The sequence below is a fragment of the Methylovorus glucosotrophus genome (genome assembly GCF_009858335.1).
GTDB classification, from domain to species: Bacteria; Pseudomonadota; Gammaproteobacteria; order Burkholderiales; family Methylophilaceae; genus Methylovorus; species Methylovorus glucosotrophus.
Genome location: NZ_VMSE01000002.1, coordinates 254,753 through 280,786 on the forward strand (window position 1 = coordinate 254,753; position 26,034 = coordinate 280,786).

The following is a 26,034-nucleotide window of genomic DNA, read 5'->3' on the forward strand; positions in this document are numbered from 1 at the left end:
TGGTTATATAAAGGAAATCGTCATGACATTCTGGATGTTTGACTTGCCATGGTGGGGCTACATTCTGGTGGCCTTGGGTCTCACCCATATTACGATTGCTGCCGTCACCATTTACCTCCATCGTTGCCAGGCCCATCGGGCGCTGGATTTGCATCCCATCGTGAGCCATTTTTTCCGCTTCTGGTTATGGATGACCACCGGCATGGTGACCAAGGAGTGGGCCGCGATTCATCGCAAGCATCATGCGCATTGCGAGACGGTGAATGATCCTCACAGTCCGCAGATCCTCGGAATCAGGAAAGTGTTGCGCGAGGGTGCCGAGCTTTACCGCAAAGAAGCGGCCAATGAGGAAACCCTGCAGAAATATGGCAGCGGCACACCCGATGACTGGATGGAGCGTCATGTCTATAGTCGACACAGTGGCCTTGGCATACGCTTGATGCTGATCATCGACGTGCTACTGTTTGGCCCACTCGGACTGACGATCTGGGCGGTGCAGATGGCTTGGATCCCCTTAACCGCCGCAGGCATTATCAATGGGCTGGGCCACTACTGGGGTTATCGTAATTTTGCAGCGGCAGATGCCAGTACTAATCTCGTGCCTTGGGGCATCATCATCGGTGGTGAAGAACTGCATAACAATCACCATGCCTATGCCAGTTCCGCACGTTTATCCAGCAAGTGGTATGAGTTTGATATAGGCTGGATGTATATCCGCCTCATGCAGATGAGTCGCCTGGCCAAGGTCAAGAAAATAGCGCCCAAGGTCAAGTTTGACTGGGCCAAGACGCGTTGTGATCTCGATACCTTGCAAGCCGTCATTACGCACCGCTTCGATGTCATGGGCAAGTATGGCGTGATGCTCAAGCAGGCTTACAAGGAAGAGATCAGCAAGATTCGTCTGGCTTATCAGCAGCACGGCCACGAGACGACCGTACTTGAGCGTTTGCGTCACTGGCTGCATCTGGATGCCAAGGATCTCGAAGTGCAGGACAAGCAAGCACTGGAGCAGGCCCTGACACATAGCGCACGGTTGCAAACCATCTATCAGCTCAAACAGGAGCTGGCGCAGGTGTGGGCGCGCTCTACAGCCTCGCAGGAGCAATTGCTGAAGGGGCTTGAGGACTGGTGCCAGCGCGCCGAGAAAAGTGGCATAGCGGCGCTGGAAGAGTTCTCACGACGCCTGCGTTGCTATCGCATGGCGTAGATGTGTGGTGGGGTGCCATCATTGGTGCCCTTCCAAAGCCATGTAATGACGCTCGCTAAATGAAACGCCGACTGGTGGTATTACATGCGCCAGCCAATAAAAAAGCCCGCATAAGCGGGCTTTTTTATTGGGAACCGGGGCCGAATTACTTCAGCTTGGTTTCCTTGTACATCACATGCTTGCGAGCGACAGGATCAAACTTCTTGATTTCCATCTTTTCAGGCATGGTGCGCTTGTTCTTGGTCGTGGTGTAAAAGTGACCAGTACCAGCGCTAGATTCCAGTTTGATTTTTTCACGCATGATGAATCCTTAGATTTTTTCGCCGCTGGCGCGCAGATCGGCCAGAACGGCATCAATGCCGTTCTTGTCGATCGTACGCAAGGCTGCGTTGGTGATACGTAAGCTAACCCAGCGGTTTTCGCTTTCAACCCAGAACTTGCGGTTTTGCAAGTTAGGCAAGAAACGACGCTTGGTCTTGTTATTTGCGTGGGAAACGTTATTCCCAACCATCGGCTTTTTGCCGGTTACCTGACATACGCGTGCCATGGCGGACTCCGAAATTCGAAAAGACCGCATTTATACCATGAAACGAAGCGGCAATTCAAGTTAAATTGCTAGTTTTTAATGTTTTCCGGTACTGCCGAAGCCACCTTCGCCACGTTCACTTGTGGTGAAGTCCTGCACGATATTAAAGCTGGCTTGTATGACAGGCACGATCACCAGTTGGGCGATGCGCTCCATCGGGTTCAGCAGAAAAGCTTCCTTGCCACGGTTCCAGCAGGAGACAAGTAGCTGGCCCTGATAATCCGAATCGATGAGTCCGACCAGATTACCCAGCACGATGCCATGTTTATGACCGAGGCCCGAGCGTGGCAGGATCATGGCCGCATATCCCGGGTCAGCCAGATGGATCGCCATGCCGGTGGGTATCAAGGTGGTCTCGCCTGGATGCAGGGTTTGGGTATGCTCAATACACGCCCGCAAATCCAGCCCGGCAGAACCCGGGGTGGCATAGCCTGGCATCATGTGATGCAATCGATCATCAAGGATTTTCAAGTCAACTTGTAAGCTCATTCAGGGATACTCGCGTCATAAGTGGTTGAAGGAGGCAGCATGCCGGCCATATGTTGCAACAGCATGTGCGCCAGCATGGTTTTGGAGCCAGGAGGAAGCGGATGTTCACCATGATCATCTATCAGCACGATACGGCTATCGTCGCCCCCCATGGCTTCACTGACCAGGTTGGCCGCCAGCAAGGGGACATTTTTCTGCAGCCGTTTTTTGCGCGCATGTTCCAGCAACTGATCGCTCTCGGCAGCAAAGCCGACACAGAATGGCCGGTCAGGCAGGCTGCTCACCGCGGCCAGGATATCCGGATTACGCACCAATTCGAGCTGCAGGGTATCAGCATGTTTCTTGATCTTCTGGTTTTGCATTTCTCGCGGGCGATAGTCGGCAACGGCGGCCACCGCAATAAAGACATCCTGCCCACGCACTTCCGCCATCACGGCGTCATGCATTTGCTGGGCGCTGGTGACTTGAATGGTGGTGCAGTGCCTTGGTGCCGCCAGGGCTGTAGGCCCGCTGATCAGGGTAACATCCGCACCCATCTCAATGGCCGCCTGGGCAATCGCATAGCCCATTTTGCCAGAGCTGAAATTGGTAATGCCACGCACCGGATCAATAGCTTCGATGGTGGGCCCCGCCGTGACAAGAATACGTTTGCCTGCCAGCAAGTTGCTTGGGCATGTAACTTGCAGCGCATCCACTATGGATTGCGGTTCCAGCATGCGGCCCAGGCCGGTTTCGCCGCACGCCTGTTCGCCGCTATCGGGGCCAATCAGGCGTACGCCGTCTTGTTGCAGTTGTGCGACATTGCGCTGGGTCGCCGGATGTTCCCACATCTGGCGGTTCATGGCCGGGGCTACGATCAAGGGACAATCGCGTGCCAGACACAAGGTGGAAAGCAGGTCATCGGCAGCACCATGCACCAGTTTTGCCATGAAGTCAGCACTGGCAGGGGCGACCAGAATGGCATCCGCCTGGCGTGAAAGCTCGATGTGCGGCATGCCATTAGCAATGCGCTCATCCCACAAGTCGGTGTATACCGGGCGACCAGATAGAGCTTGCATGGTCAGTGGGGTGATAAAGCGCGTGGCTGCCGACGTCATTACCACGTCTACCTGTATGCCTTGCTTGACCAGCAGGCGCACCAGTTCGGCGGTTTTATAGGCGGCAATTCCGCCCGTCATGCCGACAACCAGATGTTGAATTGGACGAGTCATGATAAATTCTTGAATTAGTGGGCTCATTTTAATACAAATTACGGCAGCGCCAGTCTGCCGATTGCACGATTTAAACGGGGATGCAGGGTATGTGGCGAAAACTCAGGATATTTGTATTGCTGTTTGTGTTGGTGACCGTGGCCCAGCAAGCATGGCTGAAAAACGGGCAGCCGGACTGGCACCGCACGTTGTATGTCACGCTATACCCGGTGAATGCCGACCTAAGTGAAGCCTCCAATGTGGCAATCCGCCGGCTGAATCAGGCACAACTGACGCAAATTGAAGAATATTTTGCCGAGCAGGGCAAACGATACCATCTCGCGCAGGCACAGCCATTTGCCGTGCACCTTGGGCCTGTGGTTGCGGATATTCCACCGCCCCCGCCGCGCAATGCGGGCATGCTGTCTACCATGACCTGGAGCCTGCATTTTCGCTGGTGGACCTGGCGACATAGTCCGCCCACGCCGATAAAAGCCGATATTCGCCTTTATCTGCTCTATTTTGATGTGGCGGGTCATCCCACCTTGCCGCATTCCACCGCCCTCAGCAAAGGCCGTGTCGGGCTGGTGAACGTATATGCCGATCCCGGACAAACCGCGCAGAATAATGTGGTGATTGCCCATGAGCTGCTGCACACCGTGGGTGCCCGCGACAAATATGATCTGACGACTACACAACCGCATTACCCAGAGGGATACGCCGAGCCGGACCGGCAGCCCTTGTATCCGCAACGCTTCGCTGAACTCATGGCTGGACGCATTCCAGACAGCCAGCATGGCGCGCATATTCCGGCAAATCTGTCACAGACGTTGGTGGGGGACCTCACAGCCAGGGAAATCGGATGGCAACCATGAGGAAACATAACGTATGGCAATTATCGATTGGCCGGAAGGGGAGCGCCCGCGCGAAAAGCTGCTGACGCAGGGTAGTAGCGCATTGTCAGATGCTGAATTGCTGGCGATTTTTTTACGCGTAGGCGTGACTGGCAAAAGCGCCGTCGATCTGGCGCGCGAGCTATTGCAGGTGTTTGGCAGCCTGAATGGTATTTTTGCCGCCAGCCTGGAACAGATTTCCCGGATCAAGGGCATGGGCAGCAGCAAGTATGTGCAGCTGCAGGCGATTTTTGAGATGAGCCGGCGTGCGCTCACTGAAGAAATGCAGGCGCGCGATGTCATGAACTCGCCGCAACAGGTGCGCGATTTTCTCAGCCTCAAGCTGGGAGGGCTGCCGCGCGAAGTGTTTCTGGTGATATTTCTGGATGCGCAAAACCGCGTACTGGCACATGAGGAGATGTTTGCGGGTACGCTGACACAGACCAGCGTGCATCCGCGGGAAATCGTCAAGCGTGCGCTGTATTACAACGCGGGCGCGGTGATCCTGGCCCACAACCACCCCTCCGGTGTTGCCGAGCCTAGCCGGGCCGATGAAATGATCACGGCTCAGCTGAAGACGGCGCTGGATCTGGTAGATGTGCGCGTGCTGGATCATTTTGTCGTGGCGGGCAATACCACCTTGTCGTTTGCGGAACGCGGCCTGCTCTAGGATGGCGCCTCGCTGAAGCGGGCGAATTCTGCTCGATCAGTTCTGCTCGATGGGGGTCACGGTGACGCTGACATCCAGCTGCTGGGCGCCACCGCCCAGTACTACACCCCGCATGGGCGAAATATCGCTGAAATCGCGTCCCCAGGCGACGGTGATGTGATCCGTCTGCACCAGGCAGTTGTTGGTCGGGTCAAAATCCACCCAACCTGTATCCGGGCAGTAAACCGAGGCCCAGGCATGCGAGGCATCGGCACCAATCATACGCTCCTGGCCTTCGGGTGGGGTCGTGAGGATATAACCGCTGACATAGCGGCAAGCCAGGCCCAGGCTGCGCAGGCAGGCAATCATCAGATGCGCAAAATCCTGGCATACGCCACGGCGCCCGGCCAGCACGTCGGATAGAGGCGTAGAAATGCTGGTGGCCTGGTCATCAAACTCAAAATCCTGGTAGATGCGCTGGGTCAGGTCCAGCGCCGCTTCGAGCAAGGGCCTGCCGGGCGTGAAGCTGGGGGCTGCGTAATTTGCCAGCGTATGGTGGCGACCCGCCTTGGGCGAGCTGAACAGGAACGCCTGCGCCTCGATATGCGTGTTGTAGTGCTGGATCAGCTCTTCTTTCACAAACTCCCAGCTCGGGCTTTGGCTTAGTGAAGCGGGCAATACGCGCGGCAGCACCTCCACGGTGGATTCCGAGATGACAGACAAGGTCTGGTGCGGGCTGTAAATGGAAAAATACAGGCGAGAATTGCCGAAATAATCCAGCCGCTGCGAAGTCTCGCTGGGATTGGGGGAAATGGTGATCTGATGCGCCAGCGTGGTTTGCCATGCCAGTAGTCGCGGCGTCATGTGCAGCATGTGCTGCGACAGGGTCACATCAAAATCGTACTGATACTCGGTCTGGTGCTGGATGTGGTAGCGCATGGCGGCTTAGTTGGCGGTGGTGTCCGAGAAGCTGAAAAAGCGATGCCCCAACTGCGTAGAAATATCCACGCTGGCCTGATAGGTGTCGCTCAGCCATACCATCAACTCCGGGCTGTTGTGATGGAATGATGCATCCACATCAAACGCGCGCAGGCTTTCCATGCGCTCCATCATGCGTCCTTCGCCGCCACCGCCGTTGTAGGTGGACGATATCTGCGACAGGTATTTCACCAGTCCGCGTAACTGGAACATCATCGCATTCGGATTATTTTCATCAATCAGCAACAGATAAAGCACTGGCAACCACTCGGGCTGCGCGGCATAGCGTGCGCGATAGGTGACGATGGAATCGGTCAGTTCCAGCAGCCAGTCCAGGCTGCTTTCGGCCGGCATCGCCAACGCCTTTTGCAACAGGATGCACAGAAACTGCAGGCGTTCGATGCGGCGCCCCAGGGACAGGAAGCGCCAGCCCTGGTCACGCGTCATGCTGTCCAGCGTAAAGCCGGAGATGGTGACCAGAGAGGTATTGGTTTCATCCAGCACTGCCAGCGCCTCGCTCAGGGAGGCTTGGGCATCACGCTCGGCAAAACGCAGATGCAGCTGGTTGATCAGGCGCCAATGGTCGCCCGACAAGCGTTCGCGCAAACTGAAAGCCAGCTGGAAAAACTGGGTAATGTGATTGGCCAGGCTGGAGCTGTCATTGGCAAAAATGGCCGCAATCAGCAGGCACTCAATGGCGTTTTCATCTTCGGCAAACAGGGGGTAATTGCCGTCAGACTCCTCATCTTCAGGCGGCATGAGGTTATACCAGACACACATGGCTTTGACGGTAGGCCATTCCACAGCCCGATGCTCGGGCGAGAAATCCAGCAGGTAATGAATAGCCGTGCGCAGCAGTCGGGTGGCATGGTAGCTGCGCACCGAATGACGGCCAAACCAGAACAGGTTTTCAATGACGCGGCTGGAAAGGTGAATGTTGTCATGCACCAGCCCGGCACTGGAGGTGGTCTTGCGCAGCAGGCTGGGCGTGTTCGGCTTGAACTCGGGCGTGATCACCCAGGTATCCTTACTGCAGCCGCTGCCCTGCATGGTAATCACGCGTTTGCTGGCATTGCTGGCAACCCGTGTCAGGCCGCCTGGCATGACGATATAGCCATTGGGCGTGGCACAGGCAAATACCCGCAGCCCCACCGATTGCGCCTGCATCTGCTGCAGCTGGCTGTTCCAGACCGGCGCCTGCGATACCTTGACCAGCTCCTGCGCCAGGTAGTTTTCCGGATTGGCGCGCAGTTGCGCAATCAGCTCCTCGCGTGCTGCGCCATCCAGGTCCTGCCCGTAAATCATGATTTCGCGCGTGTGCAAAAAGGCGTTCTTGATCAGCAAGCGATCCAGATTGGCAATCACGGTCTCCAGGGCCTTTGGCTCACCGCACCACCACGTGGCGACGGAAGGCAACATCAAGGGTTGCTTGAGCAGATGCTGGCTGAGCGCGGGCAAAAAGCCCATCAGCGCGCCCGATTGCAGCACATTGCTGCCCAGGCTATTCGCCAGCAGCACATGGCCGCGACGCGCGACTTCGGTGAGCCCGGCAATGCCCAGCAGCGATTCGGCATTCAACTCCAGCGGGTCACAGTAAATATCGTCGAGCCGCCTGAGGATGGCATGCACAGGCTTGAGGCCTGCCAGTGTTTTGAGCCAGACCACGCCTTCGCGCACGGTCAGGTCGTTACCCTGTACCAGCGGAAAACCGAGATAGCCTGCCAGGTAGGATTGCTCGTGATAGGTTTCATTGAAGGGCCCCGCCGTCAGGATCACTGTAAGCGGCTGCTCGCTGGGGCTCAGCGGTGCGATGTTGGGGTTGGCTTGCGATTGTCGATAGGCACACTCACGTCCCCAATGGGCCAGGCTATCGCGCAGGCTGGCAAAAAATCCGCTCAGGCGCTGGATGTTAAGGTCACGGAACAGATCGGGAAACACGCTGGAAATCACCATGCGGTTTTCCAGCGCATAGCCTGTGCCCGCAGGCGCCTGCGTGCGGTCCGACACTACCCACCAGCGGCCATCGGCCGAGCGGGCGAGGTCTACGGCATACATGTGCAAAGCGACGCCATCCGGCTGCGGAATGCCATGACAGGGGCGCAGGAAACCGGCATTGCCGTGTATGAGGGCTGGTGGCAGCATGCCTTGCGCCATCAGTGTCTGTTCACCGTAAATGTCGCGCAACACGGTGTTGAGGATGGTGGCACGCTGAATGACGGCGGCTTCGATATGTGCCCATTCATCCTGCGGCAGGATAAAGGGCAGGGGGTCCAGATCCCAGGGCCGCTGCCCGCCCTGAGTGTCGGCGTAGGCGTTATAGGTCAGGCCGTTTTCGTGTACCAGTCGACGCACGTTTTCAACGCGCTTGCGCATCTCGGCTGGCTCTTCACCACTTAATGAATCTATCAGTGGCTGCCAGTGAGGGCGGGGCGTTCCGGGCGATTGCAGCAGCTCGTTATGAGAGTTTGCCGCAAACGGGTATTCGTTCAGTATCGAAGACAGCATGGCGCAATATTAAACAGCTTGCCACCGCAGGTCGAGCGTAAACGGGAATTTCGGGTTGCGCGGCTCTTCGGCAATCGATACCGCCCCCGGCGTGTGACCATGATCCCAGAAGCGCGTAAAGCGGCGCGCCTCGGCCTCAAAGGCATTGACCGGGAAGCTGTCGTAATTGCGCCCACCAGGATGGCTGACGTGGTAAGTACAACCGCCTATTGCCCGTCCGCTCCAGGTATCGACCAGATCAAACACCAGTGGTACATGCGGTGCGATGGTGGGGTGCAGGGCGGACCAGGGGCTCCAGGCGCGGAAGCGCACGCCCGCGACATATTCGCCGGCAATGCCGGTGGCTTGCAGCGGTAGAGGTCTGCCATTGCAGGTGACGATATGGCGGCCATCCGTGAGGCCGCGCACGCGCAACTGCATGCGCTCTACCGAGGAATCCACATAGCGCGAGGTGCCGCCGCCGCTCATCTCTTCGCCCAGCACATTCCAGGGCTCGATGGCCTGACGCAATTCCAGCTCCACGCCGTGGTAGTTGACCGTGCCGTAACGCGGGAAACGGAATTCAACAAAAGGATCAAACCAGTGTTTTTCAAAGGCATAACCCGCTTCGCGCAGGTCCGCCACCACATCGCCAATATCCTGCGCAATAAAATGCGGCAGCATCCAGCGATCATGCAGCTCGGTGCCCCAATGCACCAGCTTGCCCTGGTAGGGCTTGCGCCAGAAATGCGCCACCAGCGCCCGTAGTAGCAGCATTTGCAGCAGGCTCATGCGGGCATGGGGCGGCATTTCAAAGGCGCGGAATTCCACCAGGCCCAGACGGCCAGTCGGCCCATCAGGCGAATAGAGTTTGTCGATGGAAAATTCGGAACGGTGCGTATTCCCTGTCAGATCCACCAGCAGATTGCGCAGCAGCCGGTCGACCAGCCACGGGCGCTCACTCTCCGTGGTGTCTGGCAATACCTTGTCCATTTGCTGAAAGGCAATCGCCAGCTCGTAGAGATTGTCGTCGCGTGCTTCATCCACCCGTGGCGCCTGGCTGGTGGGCCCGATAAAGGTCCCAGAAAACAGATACGACAATGCCGGGTGGTTTTGCCAGTAGGTAATCAGGCTTTTCAGCACATCTGGTCGTCGCAGCATGGGACTGTCAGCCGGGGTGGCGCCGCCCAGGGTGGCGTGGTTGCCACCGCCGGTGCCTGTGTGGCGGCCATCCAGCATGAATTTCTCGGTGCCCAGCCGGGTCTGGCGGGCTTCTTCATACAGGGTGGTGACATTGCCCACCAGCTCCTGCCAGCTCGCTGCCGGGTGGATATTGACCTCGATCACGCCCGGGTCGGGCGTGACGCTGAGTGACTTGATGCGTGCATCGCGAGGAGGTGGGTAGCCTTCCAGCCAGAGCTTGAGCTGATGCTTGGCTGCGGTGGCTTCAACCGCCGCCACCAGGGTCAGGTAATCCTCAATGCGCGACACGGGCGGCATGAACACATGCAGTCGTCCGCCACGGACCTCCACGCACAGCGCAGTGTGCACTACCTCGCGCGCTTCCGGTTTTTTCAGGCTGGCCTTGCCGGGCTTGCTGCGGGCCAGAGGTTTTTCCGGCAAGTCTGCTCTGGCTTCAAAGGGATCCACCGCAAACTCGGGCTCGACATCGTCGGGCAATACCCATGGCAGCGAGGCTAAAGGCAGGCGCAGGCCCATGGGCGAGTCGCCGCTCAACAGGTAAAGATGCTCGCGGCGTAGCGGCCATTTGCTGGTGCGCCAGCTGGTGGTTTTGCTGGTGGATTCCGGCTTGAGTGGAATCACATAACCAGCGGCTTTGCCCAGGCCCACTTCCAGCAGTTGCGCCAAGCGTTTGCGTTCTTCGCTGGCAGCAAGGTCGGCCTGCAGGGGGTCAACATTGTCCGGCAGGCGTTGCTCCAGCAAGGCTTGCTGCATGACATCCTCATACGCTTCTATCATGCAGGCCGGGGGCAGACCCAATGTTTCCACCAGGCTGGTGGCAAAAAGCCTTGCCTCGGCTACGTCGTAATTCTCCGGCTGACCATCCCTGGAAAACAGCGAGGCATCGTTCCACATGGGCTGGCCATCCACACGCCAGTACATATTGATGGCCCAGCGCGGCAAAGGCTCGCCCGGGTACCATTTGCCCTGGCCATAATGCAGCAGCCCGCCCTGGCTGAAGCGCTCTTTCAGCCGCAGCGCCAGCTTGCCTGCGAGCTCACGTTTCTTGTCGCCATGTGCCTGGGTGTTCCACTCGGGGCCGTCCATGTCATCGATCGATACAAAGGTGGGCTCGCCGCCCTGTGTCAGCCGCACATCCTGCTTTTGCAGATCACGGTCTACCTGCTGACCTATCTGGTCTATCTTTTCCCAGTCTTCTTCACTATAGGGTTTGGTGACGCGCGGGTCTTCGTGTATGCGCGTGACACTCATTTCATGGTGAAACGTAACTTCTGCGATATCGGTAAAGCCGGTTACCGGCGCGGCCGAGGCGGGCATGGCGGTACACGCCAGCGGAATATGGCCTTCGCCTGCCAGCAAGCCGGAGGTCGGGTCCAGGCCTATCCATCCGGCGCCGGGGATATACACTTCGGTCCATGCATGCAGATCGGTGAAGTCCACCTCGGTGCCACTGGGCCCATCCAGCGCCTTGATGTCGGCGGTGAGCTGAATCAGATAGCCGGAGACAAAACGTGCCGCCAGGCCAAGGTGGCGCAGTATCTGCACCAGCAGCCAGGCGCTGTCGCGGCAGGAGCCACTGCGTTTTTCCAGCGTTTCTTCCGGCGTTTGCACGCCGGGCTCCATGCGCACCAGATAGCCGATATCGCCTTGCAGACGCTGGTTGATGGCCACCAGGAAATTGGCAATGCTGAGTGGTGCCCCCAATAGCTGGCTGCGCGTGTCGTCCAGCCACTTGGCCAGCCTCGGGCCTGCCGGTTCCGCTTTCAGGTAGGGCGCGAGTTCGTATTCCAGTTGTTCGGTATAGGCAAAAGGAAACTGCTCGGCGTATTTTTCCACGAAAAAATCGAAGGGGTTGATGACCGTCATATCGGCCACCAGCGTCACTGTGAAGTCCAGCTGGGTGACTTTTTCCGGGAACACAAAGCGTGAAATGTAATTGCCGTAGGGATCCTGCTGCCAGTTGATGAAGTGCTTTTCCGGGTTTACCGTCAGCGAGTACGACAACACCGGCGTGCGGGCGTGGGCCGCGGGCTTGAGCCGTACTTCATGCGGAGAGAGATTAACCAGGCGATCAAAGGTGTAGCTGGTCTTGTGGTGCAATGCAACGCGTATGGCCATGCGAATCCTTCACAACTGTTCTTAAGTTCACGAGTCTTGAGTCACGAATCTTTGGGTCATGAATCTTTGGGTCACGAACGTTCTTGGACTTATTCAGATGGCAGGCCAACATGACCTGCCACGGCCATGAATACCAGCATGAACCATGCCAGCAAACGACTGCTGAGCCTGTTTTCAGGCTGTGGGGGAATAGCGTGGTACTGCTTCAGCCCAGCGCACACCGGGAGTGAAGGCTAACTTGGCTTTTAGTATGCGCTGGATCGAGGAAATAAACCGTGCTCTTTAAAAAATGAACGCTATTTCAAAGAGCACCTATCAGGAATGGCTTAACGACCCTTGCCGCTCATGGAGCCGCGGTTGTAATCCTTGTCGCCTTGCGGAATGCAACGACCAAAGCCGAGGAAGCCGCCTTGCATATTAGATGGACAGCCCTGGTTTTCCGGGAACTGCTTGGCGATTTCCTTGGCTTCAGCTGCTTTTGCCGTATCCACGAATTCCCAGCGGCCGTTGGGGTGGAGCACGACTTTCTCGCCCTTGTCGGTGGTGCCGGTGATGTCTTGCGCCTCACTGTCGGCGGCATGGGCGAAAGGAGTGAGGGCGGCCAGCAGCAGGCCGATGTAAACGAATTTCATGGATTGTCCTTATGGTTAAGCGGCAGTTCTGCCGTGCAGTTGTACCAGTTTTTTCAGTTCGGGCACGCAGGAACCGCATTGCGTACCGCATTTCAGCTTGTTTTGCAGGGTAATGAAATCAGCGCCCATCTGTATGGTATCAATAATTTCGTTCTCTGCCACATTCAGACAATTGCATACAATCTTGCCGCGACTCCTCTGGCCGGTGGGTGGCGCACTCAATGGCGCCAGCGCCCAGCGCCTGAGCTCATCGCTGAACTGGCCTTCCGTCATGACTTCGCGCAGCCACTCGGCGGCCAGGGTTTCGCCTATCAGCCGCACACCGGCCACTTGCTGGCGACCGGTCGCGACGTCGGGCTCCACCAGAATACGCTTGCTGATACCGCGCCGTGCATCCTGATAATTCAGCATGGGTGCACCTTCTGTCATACCAAGCAGTGCATCCAGCGCATCTATCACCGCGGCATCGGGGGCTGCATGATGGGCGGCTTGCAGCACGACCATGCCGTTGCCGCGCCCATAAAGCCCACAACTCGCATAGTCGAAACCGGGCAGCAGGCGGCGAATCGCCTCCAGCAACTGCATATCGTCACAGTTGCGCATCACGGTCATCTGCCATGGCAGCTCGACTTTCTCCAGCTTGACCGCGGTGTGCTTGAGTTCGGGCTGGCGTGAGATTTTGTCAAACGCCGATGGCATCAGCGCATTGCAGCCCAGCCCGCTCATGAACTGGCTGCCCCAGTGCATGGGAATAAAACTCTGCGCCGGCTGGATCTCATCGGATGGTTGCGCCCGCAATGTCAGGCTGCCACGTTTGTTGCTGACCTTGACCAGGTCGCCGGGCTTGATCTGGCGCCGCTCCATGTCTTGCTGGTTGAGCGAAATCACTGGCTCATCCACATGGTTGAACAGCTGGGCCACGGTGCCGGTGCGGCTCATGCCATGCCACTGGTCGCGCAGGCGTCCGGTGAGTAAATGCAAAGGCTGCCGCGCATCGGTTTTGTCGGCGGTGGGCTTGTAATGCGCGATATGAAATTGCGCGCGGCCATCCGGTTTCGGGAAAATGCCATCACTATATAAGCGTTGTAAGCCAGTGCTTACCTTCTCGTTAAGCGGCCACTGTTGTGGGCCCTGCGTATCCAGAAGCTGATAACTGAGACCGGTAATATCGAGGTCACGGCCGCGGGTGGATTCGCGGTGCTCATTGAAGATCGTCTCGGGAACCAGGTAGTTGAACAATATGTTTGCCTTGCCCAGCCGCTGCTCCAGACGCTGTGCAAAGTCGACCACAATCTCCCAGTCATGGCGGGCTGCCCCCGGTTTGGCGACGGCTGGGGTGATATGCGTAATGCGCCGCTCGGAGTTGGTGACGGTGCCTTCTTTCTCGCCCCAGCTGGTGGCGGGCAGCACAACATCGGCATAGATATTGGTATCGGTATTGCCGTACGCATCCTGCAATACCACCAGTTCGGCATTCTCCAGCGCGGCTCTTACCTGGTTGAGGTCGGGCATGGAATGCGCCGGATTGGTGCAGGCAATCCAGATTGCCTTGATTTCGCCTGATTTCAGGGCATCGAACATCTCGACGGCGGTCTTGCCTGGTGTCGCGGGTACATCCTCCACACCCCACAGGGCGGCAACCTCGGCGCGATGCTCTGGATTATCCAGATCGCGGTGGCCAGATAGCAGATTCGCCATGCCGCCCACTTCACGTCCGCCCATGGCATTGGGCTGGCCGGTAAGCGAAAAGGGCCCGGCGCCCGGTTTGCCGATTTGCCCGGTGGCGAGGTGCAGATTGATAAGAGCGGCGTTTTTATCGCTGCCATGGATAGACTGGTTGAGCCCCATGCAATACATGGAAAGTGAGGGACCGCTACCAAACCACTTGGCGGCAGTCACCAGATCGGCTTCGCGGATACCGCAAATGTCCGCCACCATCTTCGGCGTGTATTCACGCACGGTTTCCTTCAGCGCATCAAAGCCGTTGGTGTGCTCACGGATAAATGCCTGATCCAGCATGCCCTCCCACAGCATGATGTGCAGCATGCCGTTGAACAGGGCGACGTCGGTGCCCGGCTGGATGGCGAGGTGCAGGTCGGCAAAGGTGGCGGTATCGGTACGACGTGGGTCGACTACCACGATTTTCATGTCCGGATTGCGGGCCTTGGCATCTTCAATGCGGCGGAAAATGATGGGGTGGGCATAGGCGGTATTCGAGCCCGCGATGAAAAGACAGGCTGTGTGATCGATGTCTTCATAGCAGGCGGGCGGAGCATCCGCCCCTAGCGTCAGTTTGTACCCACTCACGGCGGAACTCATGCACAGACGCGAATTGGTATCGACGTTGTTGGTGCCGATCAGGCCTTTAGCGAGCTTGTTGAAGACGTAATAATCCTCGGTCAGCAGCTGGCCGGAGATATAAAACGCCACGCTGTTGGGGCCATGCTCGCGTATGGTCTCGGCGAAGCGGTCTGCCACATGGTCGAGCGCCGTATCCCAATCAGTTGGCTGGCGCGGTGCATGACGGCTGGTGCGCATTTCGGGTTGCAAGACGCGCGTATCCAGCTTGGCCGTGAGGTGCAGCGTGGAGCCTTTGGTGCACAGGCGGCCGAAATTCGCCGGATGATCGGGATCGCCGCGCACGCCGGTAATGCGGTCATCTTCGCTGGTGATGATGACGCCGCAGCCAACGCCGCAATAACAACAGGTGGATCTGGTTTCTTTTAACATGATTCTGGGTACCGCTGGTTAAGGCCAACACGAGAGTAAAGGATAGACTGCGTCCCAGCATGACGGGCAAGTGACGCTGATCTTTCATATCCGTGTTGCATGATCAAACGCATGGGGCGGACTGCCTTCAGGACGGAATGTCCAGGAAGACCATGCCGTCTTCTACCTTGACGGCGAAGCAGGCAGTCTCGCCCACATCCGGCTCTTCGGCCTTGCCGTCGATCAGGCTGATTTTCCAGCTATGCAGCGGGCAGGCCACCTTGTCACCATACACAATACCTTGCGAAAGCGGGCCACCTTTATGCGGGCAGCTGTTGTTCAGGGCAAACACGCGGTCATCCTCAGTGCGGAATACGCCGATGTCGCCCTTGGCTGTGCGCACCACGCGCGAGCCCAGCTTGGGAATGTCAGTCAAAGGGGCAATTTTGGTCCAGGTACTCATAAAAAACTCCAAATCAAGAGATGACAACGCAACAACAAAAACACAAAACGTAGTAACACAAACTCAATAAGCCGCTGTCCTGCGCTTGCCTAAACCGGCAGCATTAGGAGACGATCAGCAAGTACAGCAGCATGAAATTCACCATCAGCGATACCAGCGCAATCCACTGCCATTTCACCAGTCGCGCCCTCGCAATCAGGGGTGTGCGCGGCGGCGGCAAAATCGGCCGGGTTTCGCCTATCTCCAGTGCCAGCAGCATTTCTTCCGCGGTTTCAAAACGGTGCTCGGGCAGACGGGCGACGGCTTTCAGCAAAATATTTTCCAGCCAGCGTGGAATCTCCGGCCGATAACGCGTAGGCGGCACCGGCTCGCCAAAGCGCGGATGCTGGAAAGGCTCAATCTCGCCATAGGGATATTTGCGCGTCAGCAGGTAATACAGCGTCACGCCCGCCGCATAAAGATCGCTGCTGACCGAGGCGCCAGCGCCATCAAACAGCTCGGGCGCCATAAAGCTGGGCGTACCGGGGTTATCCATGCTGGCAATATGGCCGGTGACCGGGCTCAAGGCCACGCCCAGGTCCAGAATGCGCAGACGCTGATCCATCGCCATGTGCAGATTGGCGGGCTTGATGTCGCGATGCAGTATCTGCAAGCGGTGCAGGGCGCCCAACCCGCGCAGCAGGGCAATGCCAATGCCGGTAATGCCAGCGGTGGTGAAGTGATGGCCGTTATCCAGCCGATGTTGCAGGGTGGCGCCCTCATGCCAGCTCATCACGTAATACAGCTGGCTGCGCTGCTCGGCGGTCAGTGGCAGCACTTGTGGCAGGTATTGCGATACCACGCGCTTGGCCAGCCATTCTTCATTAAGCAGGGCCTGGCAGCTGTCGCGGTCTTCCGCCAGCAGAGGTTGCAGGGTCTTGAGTACCCACAGCTGGTTGGTGATGCGGTGGCGTACCTTGTAAATAAGACTGGCGCGTGACTCATGCAAGACGCTCAGCACTTCAAACTGGTCGATGACATCGCCCGCTTTCATCTTGGGCGGCACCCGCAAATGGCGGTGTTCGGCCAAGAGGTCAGTGAGGGTTTCTTCCCCTAGCTGCACCACATGCGCCGCCAGCACGGTGGCATTGTCGTGACCGCCCTGGGCAATTGCGAGCCGGGTCAGCTCATCGCAGATTAACTGCGGGTTATCGTAAAGCCCCATGACATGATGCAGCGTCGCCTGGTCCAGCACATCCCACACGCCATCGCTCATCAGCGCGTAGACATCGCCTACCTGCAAAGCGCCATCGGCATAGTCGACCGACAAATGCTGGTCGAGGCCGATGGCCCGTTTCAGCACATGCCGCATATCGGGGCGTTCCCACACATGGTCGGTGGTGAGCTGTTGCAATTCACCATGGCGCAGGCGATAGATGCGGGTATCGCCCACATGCGCCGAGTAAAAGCGCTGGCCGCGAAACACCATCAACGACAGCGTGCTGGCCATGCCGGCAAAATCCTTATGCTGGGCGGCCTGCGCCAGCAGCCAGCGGTTGGCGGCGGTGATCACCTTGTCCAGCGCGCTATGCACTTCCCAGGTATCGGGCGTGGCGTAGTAGTCGGACAAGATGCTGCGCACGGTCATTTCAGCGGCCTCGCGCCCACCGGCATTGCCGCTGACACCATCGGCCAGGGCGATCAGCGCGCCCTTGGTCTGCAACTGCATGCCAACCGGCGTCACCATGCCCGCAAAATCCTCATTGCGTTCACGCGGGCCGGTGGCCGTGCTTTGGCCGAGCAGCAATTGTAGCGACATGAAAATCCTAGACCTTGGCCGACGTCACGGCGGCCGAGCCCCAGGTGGTGCGCCAGCGTTTCTTGACGCTGGTAAGGCCGATCACCGCCAGAATGGCAAGGCCAGCAAACACGGTCAGCCCGATCTGGTAACTGCCCGTGACCTGCTTGGAGTAACCCAGGCTTGAAGCCAGATAGAATCCGCCCACGCCACCGGCCATGCCCACCAGTCCGGTCATCACGCCGATTTCCTTGCGGAAGCGTTGTGGTACCAGCTGAAACACGGCGCCATTGCCCATGCCCAGTGCCAGCATGGCAGCGATGACGACAGCCAGGCCAGCCACTTGTTGCGCAGGACCAAAACTCAGCACGAACAGGAAAAATGCCGCGACGATATACATGACCGTCAGTGTGCGGATACCGCCGATGCGGTCAGCCAGATTGCCACCTAGTGGCCGCACCAGCGAGCCAGCAAATACGCAGGCCGCCGTAAAGTAACCGGCATGCACCGGTGACAAGCCATATTGATCGTGGAAATAAATGGTGAGCGAAGACGCCATGCCAACAAAACCGCCAAAGGTGACGCTGTAAAAAAACATGAACCACCAGGCATCGCGGTCTTTCAGCACCGCCACATACTGGCTGATGGACTTGGCGGCGGGGGCATCGGGCGCATCCTTAGCAAATATCAGATACACCACCAGGGCAAAGGCCAGAGGGATCAGCGCCAGGCCAAAGACATTATTCCAGCCATAGGCAATGGCAAGGCCCGGGGCGAACAGGGCGGCCAGCGCCGTACCCGAATTCCCCGCGCCGGCAATGCCCAGCGCTGTGCCCTGATGCTCCGGCGGATACCAGCGCGAAGCCAGCGGCAAGGCGACGGCAAAGGCGGCACCGGCAAAGCCGAGAAACACGCCCAGCAACAGGGTGTGCTGATAGCTGTGTATGCCATGCAACCATGCCACCAGTAACGCGGCGATGACAATCAGCTGGCCGATCAGCCCGGCTTTTTTCGGCTTGATCTGATCCACCAGCACGCCCATGGCAATGCGCAACAAGGCGCCTGTCAGCACGGGGGTGGCGACCATCAGGCCTTTTTGCGCTGGGGTCAGTTGCAGGTCGGCGGCGATCTGCACCGCCAGCGGACCCAGTAATACCCAGACCATGAAGCTCAGGTCAAAGTACAGAAAGGATGAAAACAGGGTGGGCTTGTGCCCGGCCTGCCAGAAACTTTTTTGCATGCGAATCTCCTCAGCAATGCCGGGTGCCAGCGCAGACTCAGGCTAGCACAAGTCTGAGTCGCACATGGCACGCGTTGCGTTAAACGGTAATGGTGTCGAATTCCTTGTGCGTTTCGCGCTGGTTGGCACGTTCCGCCCACGGGTCTGTGGCGCCCTGCAAGGCAAACATCAGCCGCTCGTAGGCAGCCTTGCGGCCTTCGGCGTCTTCCAGAATGCGCTTTTTCACATAATCCAGACCCACGCGTTCTATCCAGTGCACGGTGCGGTCCAGGTAGCGCGCTTCTTCGCGGTAAATCTGGATAAAGGCACCGGAATACTCGATGACCTCTTCCGCTGTTTTTACCTTGCACAGGAACTGCGCGACTTCGGTCTTGATGCCGCCATTGCCGCCGACATAAATCTCCCAGCCGGAATCGACGCCGATCACGCCCACATCCTTGATGCCGGATTCGGCGCAGTTGCGCGGGCAGCCGGAGACGGCAAACTTCACCTTGTGCGGTGCCCACATATGGTCAAAGGCTTTTTCGATATCAATGCCCAGCTGGGTGGAGTTTTGCGTGCCAAAGCGGCAGAACTCGGAGCCGACGCAGGTTTTCACCGTGCGGATGCTCTTGCCATAGGCATAGCCGGACGGCATGTCGAGGTCTTTCCACATATCCAGCAGGTCTTCCTTCTTCACGCCCAGCAAGTCTATGCGCTGGCCGCCGGTAACCTTGACCATGGGCACGGCATACTTGTCGGCCACATCGGCAATCTTGCGCAGCTGGTCTGGCGTGGTGACGCCGCCGTACATGCGCGGCACGACGGAATACGTGCCGTCTTTCTGGATATTGGCGTGAACTCGTTCATTAATAAATCTTGATTGCGGATCATCCTTGGCTTCGTGCGGCCAGGTGGAGATCAGGTAATAATTCAGCGCCGGGCGGCAGGTAGCGCAGCCATTCGGTGTGCGCCAGCCCATGCCCTTCATGGCATCGGGAATGCTGAGGTATTTGTGCTTGCGGATTTCATCGCGCACTTCTTCGTGGTTGAGATCGGTACAGCCACACACTGCCTTGGAGGTGGAAGGAGGCGCATAACCGCCACCCAGGGTGGAAGCCAGAATCTGCTCGACCAGCCCGGTGCAGGAGCCACAACTGGAGCCTGCCTTGGTCTGTTTCTTGACTTCATCTATGGTAAACAGGCCCTGGCTCTTGATCGCCTTGACGATGGTGCCCTTGCATACGCCGTTGCAGCCGCAGACTTCCATTTCGTCGGTCATGCTGGACGCTTTGTCCTGGCCCTGATGGCCGGTATTGCCCAGGCTATCCTGGCCGAACATCAGGTGATCGCGAATCTCGTGAATAGGCTTGCCATCGCGCAGCAGCTGGAAGTACCAGCTGCCGTCGGTGGTGTCGCCATAGAGCACGCTGCCGATGATTTTGTCATCTTTGATGACGAGTTTTTTGTAAACCCCGCCAACTGCATCGTGTAAAACAATTTCTTCGGAGCCTTCCGTCCCGCTGAAGTCGCCTGCCGAGAACAGATCAATGCCCGTCACCTTGAGCTTGGTGGAGGTGACCGAGCCCTTGTAGAGGCCGATGCCGAAATTGGCCAGGTGGGTGGCGCAGACTTTTGCCATCTCAAACAAAGGGGCAACCAGGCCATAGCTGATGCCACGGTGCGCCACGCATTCGCCCACGGAGTAGATACGCGGATCGTAGGTCTGCATGGTGTCATTGACCACAATGCCGCGGTTGCAATGGATGCCAGCCGATTCGGCCAGCGCATAGTTGGGGCGTATGCCCACGGCCATCACCACCAGGTCGGCGGCAATCTCGCTGCCATCCTTGAAACGTACGCCGGTCACGCGACCGTTTTCACCCAGAATCTGTTCCGTGTGCTTTTCCAGCAGAAAGCTGAGGCCTTTGGCTTCCAGCGATTTTTGCAGCATCTTGCCTGCGGTCTTGTCCAGCTGGCGTTCCAGCAGCCAGCTGCCAATATGCACCACGGTGACATCCATGCCCTGAATCTTGAGACCGTTGGCAGCTTCGAGGCCCAGCAAGCCGCCGCCAATCACCACCGCATGCTTGTGCGTTTTGGCGGTCTCTATCATGGTATCCACGTCTTTAATGTCGCGGAAACCGATCACGCCATCCAGCTCCTTGCCGGGAATCGGCAGCATGAACGGCGTGGAGCCGGTCGCCAGCAGCATGCGGTCGTATTCGGCCTCGGTGCCATCTTCGGCATAGGCGATGCGGCGCGTGCGGTCTATCTTCACAATGCGCTTGCCGGTATGCAGCGTGATGTTGTGCTCGGCATACCATTCGCGCGTGTTCAGGATGATGTCATCAATGGTCTGCTCGCCTGCCAATACGGGCGAGAGCATGATGCGGTTGTAATTGGGGTGCGGCTCATCGCCAAACACGGTGATTTCATAGAGATCCGGGGCTATCTTAAGCAGCTCTTCTACGGTTCTCATGCCAGCCATGCCATTGCCGACGACGACCAGTTTCATTTTTTTCATACTCATTCTCCTACCTCTTAAAAATCACGCAGCAGCAACGGCTGCCACGTCCAGGTTCAGTTGTGCCAGGCGTACCACATCGCCCACCACGATAATGGCCGGGCTACCCAGGCCCGCCTGCTTCACCGCCATGGGCAGCATGCCCAGGCTGGTGACGACTTGCTGCTGCTCCGGCAGGCTGCCTTGCTGGATCGCCGCTGCCGCTGTCTCTGCCGATAAGCCTGCTGCCAGCAGCTCGCTGACGATGCTGGCGAGATGCTTCATGCCCATGTAAATCACCAGCGTGGTGCCGCTGGCGGCCAGTGCCTGCCAGTTGGGTTGCTCACCATCGCGGGTATGGCCGGTCACCAGCGTGACGCCATGCGTATACTCGCGATGCGTTACCGGCACGCCAATCGCCGCCGCAGCGGCTATACCGCTGGTGATGCCGGGGATGATGTCGACCGCAATGCCCGCGGTACGCAGCTCCAACATTTCTTCGCCGCCGCGGCCGAACAGGAAGGGGTCGCCGCCCTTGAGCCGGGCCACGGTCTGGCCCTGCTCGGCGAGCGATACCATCAGGCGATTGATGAAGTGCTGCGGAGTCGACTTGCAGCCGCCGCGCTTGCCTACTTCCACAATGCGCGCCTGGGGTGCATGCGCCAGCAGGGCACGGTTCACCAGGTCATCCACCAGCACCACATCGGCTGCCTGTAATGCCTTCACCGCCTTGAGCGTAATCAGCTCCGGGTCGCCGGGGCCTGCACCTATCAAATACACTTTTCCTGCCATCGCATTCACCGTTTCAGTCCTGATACATTGTGTTCAAGGCCCACCGCATTAGCGCTGGGCCGACTTCATGGCGCTGACGATGAGTTCGTCCAGTTCGCCCGTAATGGTGGTGAGCACACCTGCCACCACCGAAAATTCCTTGCCTGCTTCACCCGCACGCGCCGCCATGATCTGCGCATTGACCGAGACGATCTTGGCCTGCTTGGCGATCTGCTGGATGTTGCCCATCAGCGCCCTGTGCTCTTTTTGCTGGGCGTGGGCGTGCTGCTTGGCTTCCGCCTCATATACCTGCGTGATCTGATTGAGCAGGTTGACCAATGGGGTGGCCTGTTTGCCCAGGGATTCCACCTCGGCGACGGCGGCTTGCGTGCCGAGCGCGCTGATGGCGGATCGTGCTTGAAGAATGAAGGCGCGGATGCGTTTGTCGGCCTGGGCCTCACCAAAATAAATGGCATGCAGGGCGGGGAAAAACACACCCGGCAATAGCGGGCTGCCATGCACCAGCTCGCCATGGCTGGTTTCAAACAGAGCGAGCGCCTGCTCGGCGACTGCTACCGCTTCTTCATGCTGTTGCGTTGCCAGAATCGCGTTGAGGATGATGCGTTGCGACAACATGCGCTGGCGCCCGGCCAGGTTGATCAGCGAGCTGAAAGTCTCGGAGCTGACGGTCTTGGGCTCGGCACGGTGCGGGCGGCGATGTTGTAAAACAGTATTCATGCATGCATCCATCTGGTTTTAGTTGCTAAACGGTATCTGCATCGGGCGATGCAGATACCACGGGTTGATGACAAGTCCTGGCGGATGTATCGGCCTAGAACGTGTACATCACGGTCAGCCACAACTTTTCGGTATCGCGAATCCGCCCGCGATTGCCAGCGGTGGTATCGGCTGCAGCCAGCAAGGTGTAATGGTCATCCTCGGTGTATTTGCCGTATTCCAGCTTGGTAACCAGGTGCGGGTTCACGTTGTAGGTCACGGCGGTATTCCACTCGGTGCCATACTTGTTGCCAAAACCACCGCCCACAGTGTTGAAGCGTTCGTCTGATTTCAGGACGTGGTAATCGGCAAAGAACAGGAAATCGCCCCATTTGTAGGTGGCGGTGACAAAGCTGTCCTGGATGCCTTCTACCGGCGTGGTCAGGAATTTATCGACCCAGCCCTGAAACAGGTGGTTGGTGCCAAATGGGGTCTGGAAGGCATACTGGCCGTTGTTGCTGGACAGCAGTTCCTGATCGGCGCGTATGCTGAAGTTATCAATGCCGACACCGCCACCCAGCTTGTAGTAGTGGGCGTCAATGCGAGAGTCACCGCCGCTGTAATCGGTCTGCTTGGCATATTCGGCGGTGTAGAGCGCACGCAGGTTGGGGTTGAACGGGTGCACGCCATCCAGCCGCAGACCCAGGATCTTGTTGCCCTGGTCAGCGTTCTGGTTGATGTTGCCATTCTTGCCCTGGGCGACCCCACCGGTACCGGCGGCATTGCCAAACCAGCCACGGCCATAGCCCAGGTCATCAAAGCCTGAGAAGTAGCCATAGCCCACCAGGAACTCGGTAGGCGACAGGCGGTATTTGGCATTCAGGATTTCCAGCGCGCCGTTGTCACGTGTTTCGGTGGTGATCTGCTTCACGCGCTCCATATGCCCCACGAAGACTTCGGTATTGGGGATGGTTTTGTTGAGCAGGCTGACACCATCAAACACCTGCATGACCTGACGGAAACCGATGTCGCCAATAAAGCGCACATTGTCGAGGTTGATCTGCTGGCGGCCCAGGCGCACGCGGTTGTTCTTGATGCCGGTCCAGTCGATATAGAGCTGGTTGATGCCGGTGTAGTCGGGGTCAACAATCTTGGCGTATTCGGCATGGCTGGTCTGGTTGGATACGCTGTTGATCAGGGTGCCGTTGGTGCTGTCGTTGTAGTCATCCTGAAACTTGGCGACATCGATCATCTGCGCCGCAAAGCTGAAATTCTTGTAAGGCGCGGTTTGCCAGCCGATCAGGCTGCGCAGGGTCAGGCCTTCGCCATCCTTGAGCGCGTTGTTGGCGGCTGATGTGCCGGCCGGGCCCAGGCCATCCTGATTCACGTTTTCATAACGCAGGCGAAAGCTGGTGAGATTTTTGCCGGTTTTGACCGCATCCATGAAGGTGTATTCGGGCAGCGTTTCTTCTGCCATGGCGATGGATGCCTGTGCGCTGCCCAAGGCCAGCAGTACGCAAATGCTGGCTTGACGCAAGGTGAAACTCGAATTACTTTGCATGTGTTGCTCCTTTTTTCTGATGAGGGGTAACTTGCTGTACCGGCCCGTCCTGACCGACGGGCCACTTTTTTGCCTGTTTGTTTAAATACTCGTATTGCCTGCTCAAGCCGCCTTCTTGGCGTGGCGTTCATACAAAAACTTCAGCACTTCACTGCGCAGATGGTTGTAGTGGCTGTCTTCTGCCAGCTCCAGCCGCTTGCGCGGGCGGGCCAGTTCCACGTCCAGGATTTCACCGATAGTGGCGGCCGGGCCGTTGGTCATCATCACAATGCGGTCTGAGAGCAGCACGGCCTCGTCCACATCGTGTGTCACCATCACTGCCGTGCAGCCGGACTTCGCCATGATGGCCATCAGCTCGTCCTGCAAATGGGCGCGGGTGAGGGCATCCAGCGCGCCAAACGGCTCATCCAGCAGCAGCACCTTGGGTTCCATGGCCAGCGCCCGGGCGATGCCCACGCGCTGTTTCATGCCGCCGGAGATTTCATTGGGGCGTTTGTCGGCGGCATGGGCCAGGCCCACCAGCTCGATCGCAGCCTGGGTGCGCTTTTTCAGCTGGTCCTTGGTTTCGGTGGCGCCAAAGACGCGTTCCACCGCCAGGTAAACGTTTTCACTGCAGGTGAGCCAGGGCAGCAGCGAGTGGTTCTGGAACACCACGGCGCGCTCAGGGCCCGGGCCAGCAATCTCGCGGCCCGCGCAAAACAGGTTGCCATTGGTGGGTTGCAACAGCCCGGCAATCAGGTTGAGTACGGTGGATTTGCCGCAACCGGAGTGGCCAATGATGGAGATGAACTCGCCTTCGCGTATGCTGAAGTTCACATCTTTCAGCGCTTCAAACGTGCCTTTTTTGGTGAAGAAGGTCATGTTCACGTTTTCCAGCTGCACGTACTTTTCTTGCAGGATTTTTTCCATGATGGGTTCCTTATTCGTAGCTGAAGCGGCGGGCGAGAGAGGTCAGTGCCAGCTCCAGCAGGAGGCCGACAATGCCGACAACGAAGATGGCGATGATGATGTGCTCCACATTGAGGTTGTTCCACTCATCCCACACCCAGAAGCCGATGCCCACGCCGCCGGTCAGCATTTCTGCTGCCACGATCACCAGCCACGCCACACCGATGGACAGGCGCACGCCGGTCATCATGTAAGGCAGCACGAAGGGGAACAGAATCTTGGTGACGATCTTCCATTCCGAGAGGTTGAGCACCTTGGCGACATTCATGTAGTCCTGCGGCACCTTGCTCACGCCGACGGCAGTATTGATGATCATGGGCCAGATGGCGGAGATGAAAATCACCCAGATGGCCGCCGGGTTGGCGGCCTTGAATACCAGCAGGCCGATAGGCAGCCAGGCCAGCGGCGATACCGGACGCAGGATGCCGATGATGGGTGCTGCCATGCGCGACATGAACTGGAAGCGGCCGATGATGAAACCCAGCGGTATGCCTACCAGCGCAGCCAGGCCAAAGCCCAGGCCCACACGTTCCAGCGACGCCAGGATATTCCAGCCTATGCCCTGGTCATTGGGGCTGTTGTTGTAGAACGGGTCGCTGAACAGCTCCACTGCCGAGTGCCAGGTGCTGACGGGACCAGGCAGGTTGGGTGATTGATAGGAGATCAGCGTCCATACCGCGATCATGGCCAGCACCCCGAAAACCGGCGGCAGCAGCCATTCAAAAAACGCACGCAGTTTCAGGGCGCGCGCACTGGGGCGCTTGCTCGGTGCCATGCGCGCGGCTGCGGGCTGGACAGCGGCTTTCACTGCCGTTGGGGTGGTTTGCTCATTCTGCATGATGGTCTTGATGCTTTCCTTGCTTATTCCGATTGCACTCATGATGATTTGCCTCGCATCACATGTCCGTGACTGGCGGCCCAGACTTCCGGGCCG

At 58.1% G+C, this 26,034-nt stretch carries 21 protein-coding genes; 3 read left to right on the forward strand and 18 right to left on the reverse strand.

The genetic code is table 11. The features are described 5' to 3' along the window. Positions 1-22 precede the first annotated feature (22 nt). Positions 23-1,207 carry a DesA family fatty acid desaturase gene (locus tag FNL37_RS12330; RefSeq protein WP_159356340.1) on the forward strand — a complete coding sequence of 395 codons (1,185 nt, stop codon included), beginning with the start codon at positions 23-25 and terminating at the stop codon, positions 1,205-1,207. A gap of 145 nt (positions 1,208-1,352) precedes the next feature. On the opposite strand, the gene rpmG is transcribed toward FNL37_RS12330, so the two are convergent. The 4 genes from rpmG to coaBC all read right to left on the reverse strand — a co-directional run bounded on the left by rpmG (position 1,353) and on the right by coaBC (position 3,493). Next, positions 1,353-1,508: a 50S ribosomal protein L33 gene (gene rpmG / locus FNL37_RS12335; RefSeq protein WP_013441158.1), complete on the reverse strand. Its 156-nt coding sequence runs from the start codon at positions 1,506-1,508 to the stop codon at positions 1,353-1,355. 9 nt (positions 1,509-1,517) lie between these two features. Continuing rightward, entirely contained in the window at positions 1,518-1,754 is a 237-nt protein-coding gene (gene rpmB / locus FNL37_RS12340; protein ID WP_011478680.1) for a 50S ribosomal protein L28, read from the reverse strand. Between the two features lie 75 nt (positions 1,755-1,829). Further along, positions 1,830-2,282 (reverse strand): dUTP diphosphatase, encoded by a 453-nt coding sequence (gene dut / locus FNL37_RS12345; protein WP_041361939.1) that lies wholly within the window; start codon positions 2,280-2,282, stop codon positions 1,830-1,832. Beyond that, the gene (gene coaBC / locus FNL37_RS12350; RefSeq protein ID WP_159356341.1) at positions 2,279-3,493 is read right to left on the reverse strand and encodes a bifunctional phosphopantothenoylcysteine decarboxylase/phosphopantothenate--cysteine ligase CoaBC; all 1,215 of its coding nucleotides are present in this window, start codon (positions 3,491-3,493) and stop codon (positions 2,279-2,281) included. Before coaBC ends, dut begins: the two co-directional genes overlap by 4 nt. A gap of 89 nt (positions 3,494-3,582) precedes the next feature. Between coaBC and FNL37_RS12355 the strand changes: the two genes are divergently transcribed. Then, positions 3,583-4,347 (forward strand): hypothetical protein, encoded by a 765-nt coding sequence (locus FNL37_RS12355; RefSeq protein WP_159356342.1) that lies wholly within the window; start codon positions 3,583-3,585, stop codon positions 4,345-4,347. 13 nt (positions 4,348-4,360) lie between these two features. Then, entirely contained in the window at positions 4,361-5,035 is a 675-nt protein-coding gene (gene radC / locus FNL37_RS12360) for a RadC family protein (protein WP_013441162.1), read from the forward strand. 36 nt (positions 5,036-5,071) lie between these two features. On the opposite strand, the gene FNL37_RS12365 is transcribed toward radC, so the two are convergent. From FNL37_RS12365 to ntrB, 14 genes are all read right to left on the reverse strand, one after another. Continuing rightward, on the reverse strand, positions 5,072-5,953 hold the full coding sequence (locus tag FNL37_RS12365; RefSeq protein WP_159356343.1) for a transglutaminase family protein: 882 nt from the start codon (positions 5,951-5,953) through the stop codon (positions 5,072-5,074). 6 nt (positions 5,954-5,959) lie between these two features. Then, entirely contained in the window at positions 5,960-8,497 is a 2,538-nt protein-coding gene (locus tag FNL37_RS12370) for a circularly permuted type 2 ATP-grasp protein (RefSeq protein ID WP_159356344.1), read from the reverse strand. Positions 8,498-8,506: 9 nt separating this feature from the next. Then, the gene (locus tag FNL37_RS12375) at positions 8,507-11,797 is read right to left on the reverse strand and encodes a transglutaminase family protein (RefSeq protein WP_159356345.1); all 3,291 of its coding nucleotides are present in this window, start codon (positions 11,795-11,797) and stop codon (positions 8,507-8,509) included. Between the two features lie 326 nt (positions 11,798-12,123). Continuing rightward, positions 12,124-12,429, reverse strand: coding sequence for a hypothetical protein (locus FNL37_RS12380; protein ID WP_013441167.1), 306 nt, complete (start codon positions 12,427-12,429; stop codon positions 12,124-12,126). Between the two features lie 15 nt (positions 12,430-12,444). Then, a complete protein-coding gene (locus tag FNL37_RS12385) occupies positions 12,445-15,159 on the reverse strand; it encodes a nitrate reductase (RefSeq protein ID WP_159356346.1) in 2,715 nt (904 codons plus the stop codon). Between the two features lie 127 nt (positions 15,160-15,286). Continuing rightward, the gene (gene nirD / locus FNL37_RS12390; protein WP_013441169.1) at positions 15,287-15,601 is read right to left on the reverse strand and encodes a nitrite reductase small subunit NirD; all 315 of its coding nucleotides are present in this window, start codon (positions 15,599-15,601) and stop codon (positions 15,287-15,289) included. A 103-nt stretch (positions 15,602-15,704) separates the two neighbouring features. Then, complete coding sequence (locus FNL37_RS12395) at positions 15,705-17,399, reverse strand: bifunctional protein-serine/threonine kinase/phosphatase (RefSeq protein WP_159356347.1); 1,695 nt, start codon at positions 17,397-17,399, stop codon at positions 15,705-15,707. Between the two features lie 7 nt (positions 17,400-17,406). After that, positions 17,407-18,618, reverse strand: coding sequence for a nitrate/nitrite transporter (locus FNL37_RS12400; protein ID WP_015829279.1), 1,212 nt, complete (start codon positions 18,616-18,618; stop codon positions 17,407-17,409). A 79-nt stretch (positions 18,619-18,697) separates the two neighbouring features. Then, on the reverse strand, positions 18,698-21,124 hold the full coding sequence (gene nirB / locus FNL37_RS12405; RefSeq protein WP_159356348.1) for a nitrite reductase large subunit NirB: 2,427 nt from the start codon (positions 21,122-21,124) through the stop codon (positions 18,698-18,700). Between the two features lie 24 nt (positions 21,125-21,148). After that, the gene (cobA, locus tag FNL37_RS12410) at positions 21,149-21,895 is read right to left on the reverse strand and encodes a uroporphyrinogen-III C-methyltransferase (protein WP_159356349.1); all 747 of its coding nucleotides are present in this window, start codon (positions 21,893-21,895) and stop codon (positions 21,149-21,151) included. Between the two features lie 48 nt (positions 21,896-21,943). After that, a complete protein-coding gene (locus tag FNL37_RS12415) occupies positions 21,944-22,612 on the reverse strand; it encodes a type IV pili methyl-accepting chemotaxis transducer N-terminal domain-containing protein (RefSeq protein WP_159356350.1) in 669 nt (222 codons plus the stop codon). A gap of 94 nt (positions 22,613-22,706) precedes the next feature. Continuing rightward, positions 22,707-24,152, reverse strand: a complete 1,446-nt coding sequence (locus FNL37_RS12420) for an alginate export family protein (RefSeq protein WP_013441175.1) — start codon at positions 24,150-24,152, stop codon at positions 22,707-22,709. Positions 24,153-24,254: 102 nt separating this feature from the next. Next, positions 24,255-25,061, reverse strand: a complete 807-nt coding sequence (locus FNL37_RS12425; protein ID WP_159356351.1) for an ABC transporter ATP-binding protein — start codon at positions 25,059-25,061, stop codon at positions 24,255-24,257. 10 nt (positions 25,062-25,071) lie between these two features. Then, a complete protein-coding gene (ntrB, locus tag FNL37_RS12430; RefSeq protein ID WP_013441177.1) occupies positions 25,072-25,980 on the reverse strand; it encodes a nitrate ABC transporter permease in 909 nt (302 codons plus the stop codon). Positions 25,981-26,034: the final 54 nt, after the last annotated feature.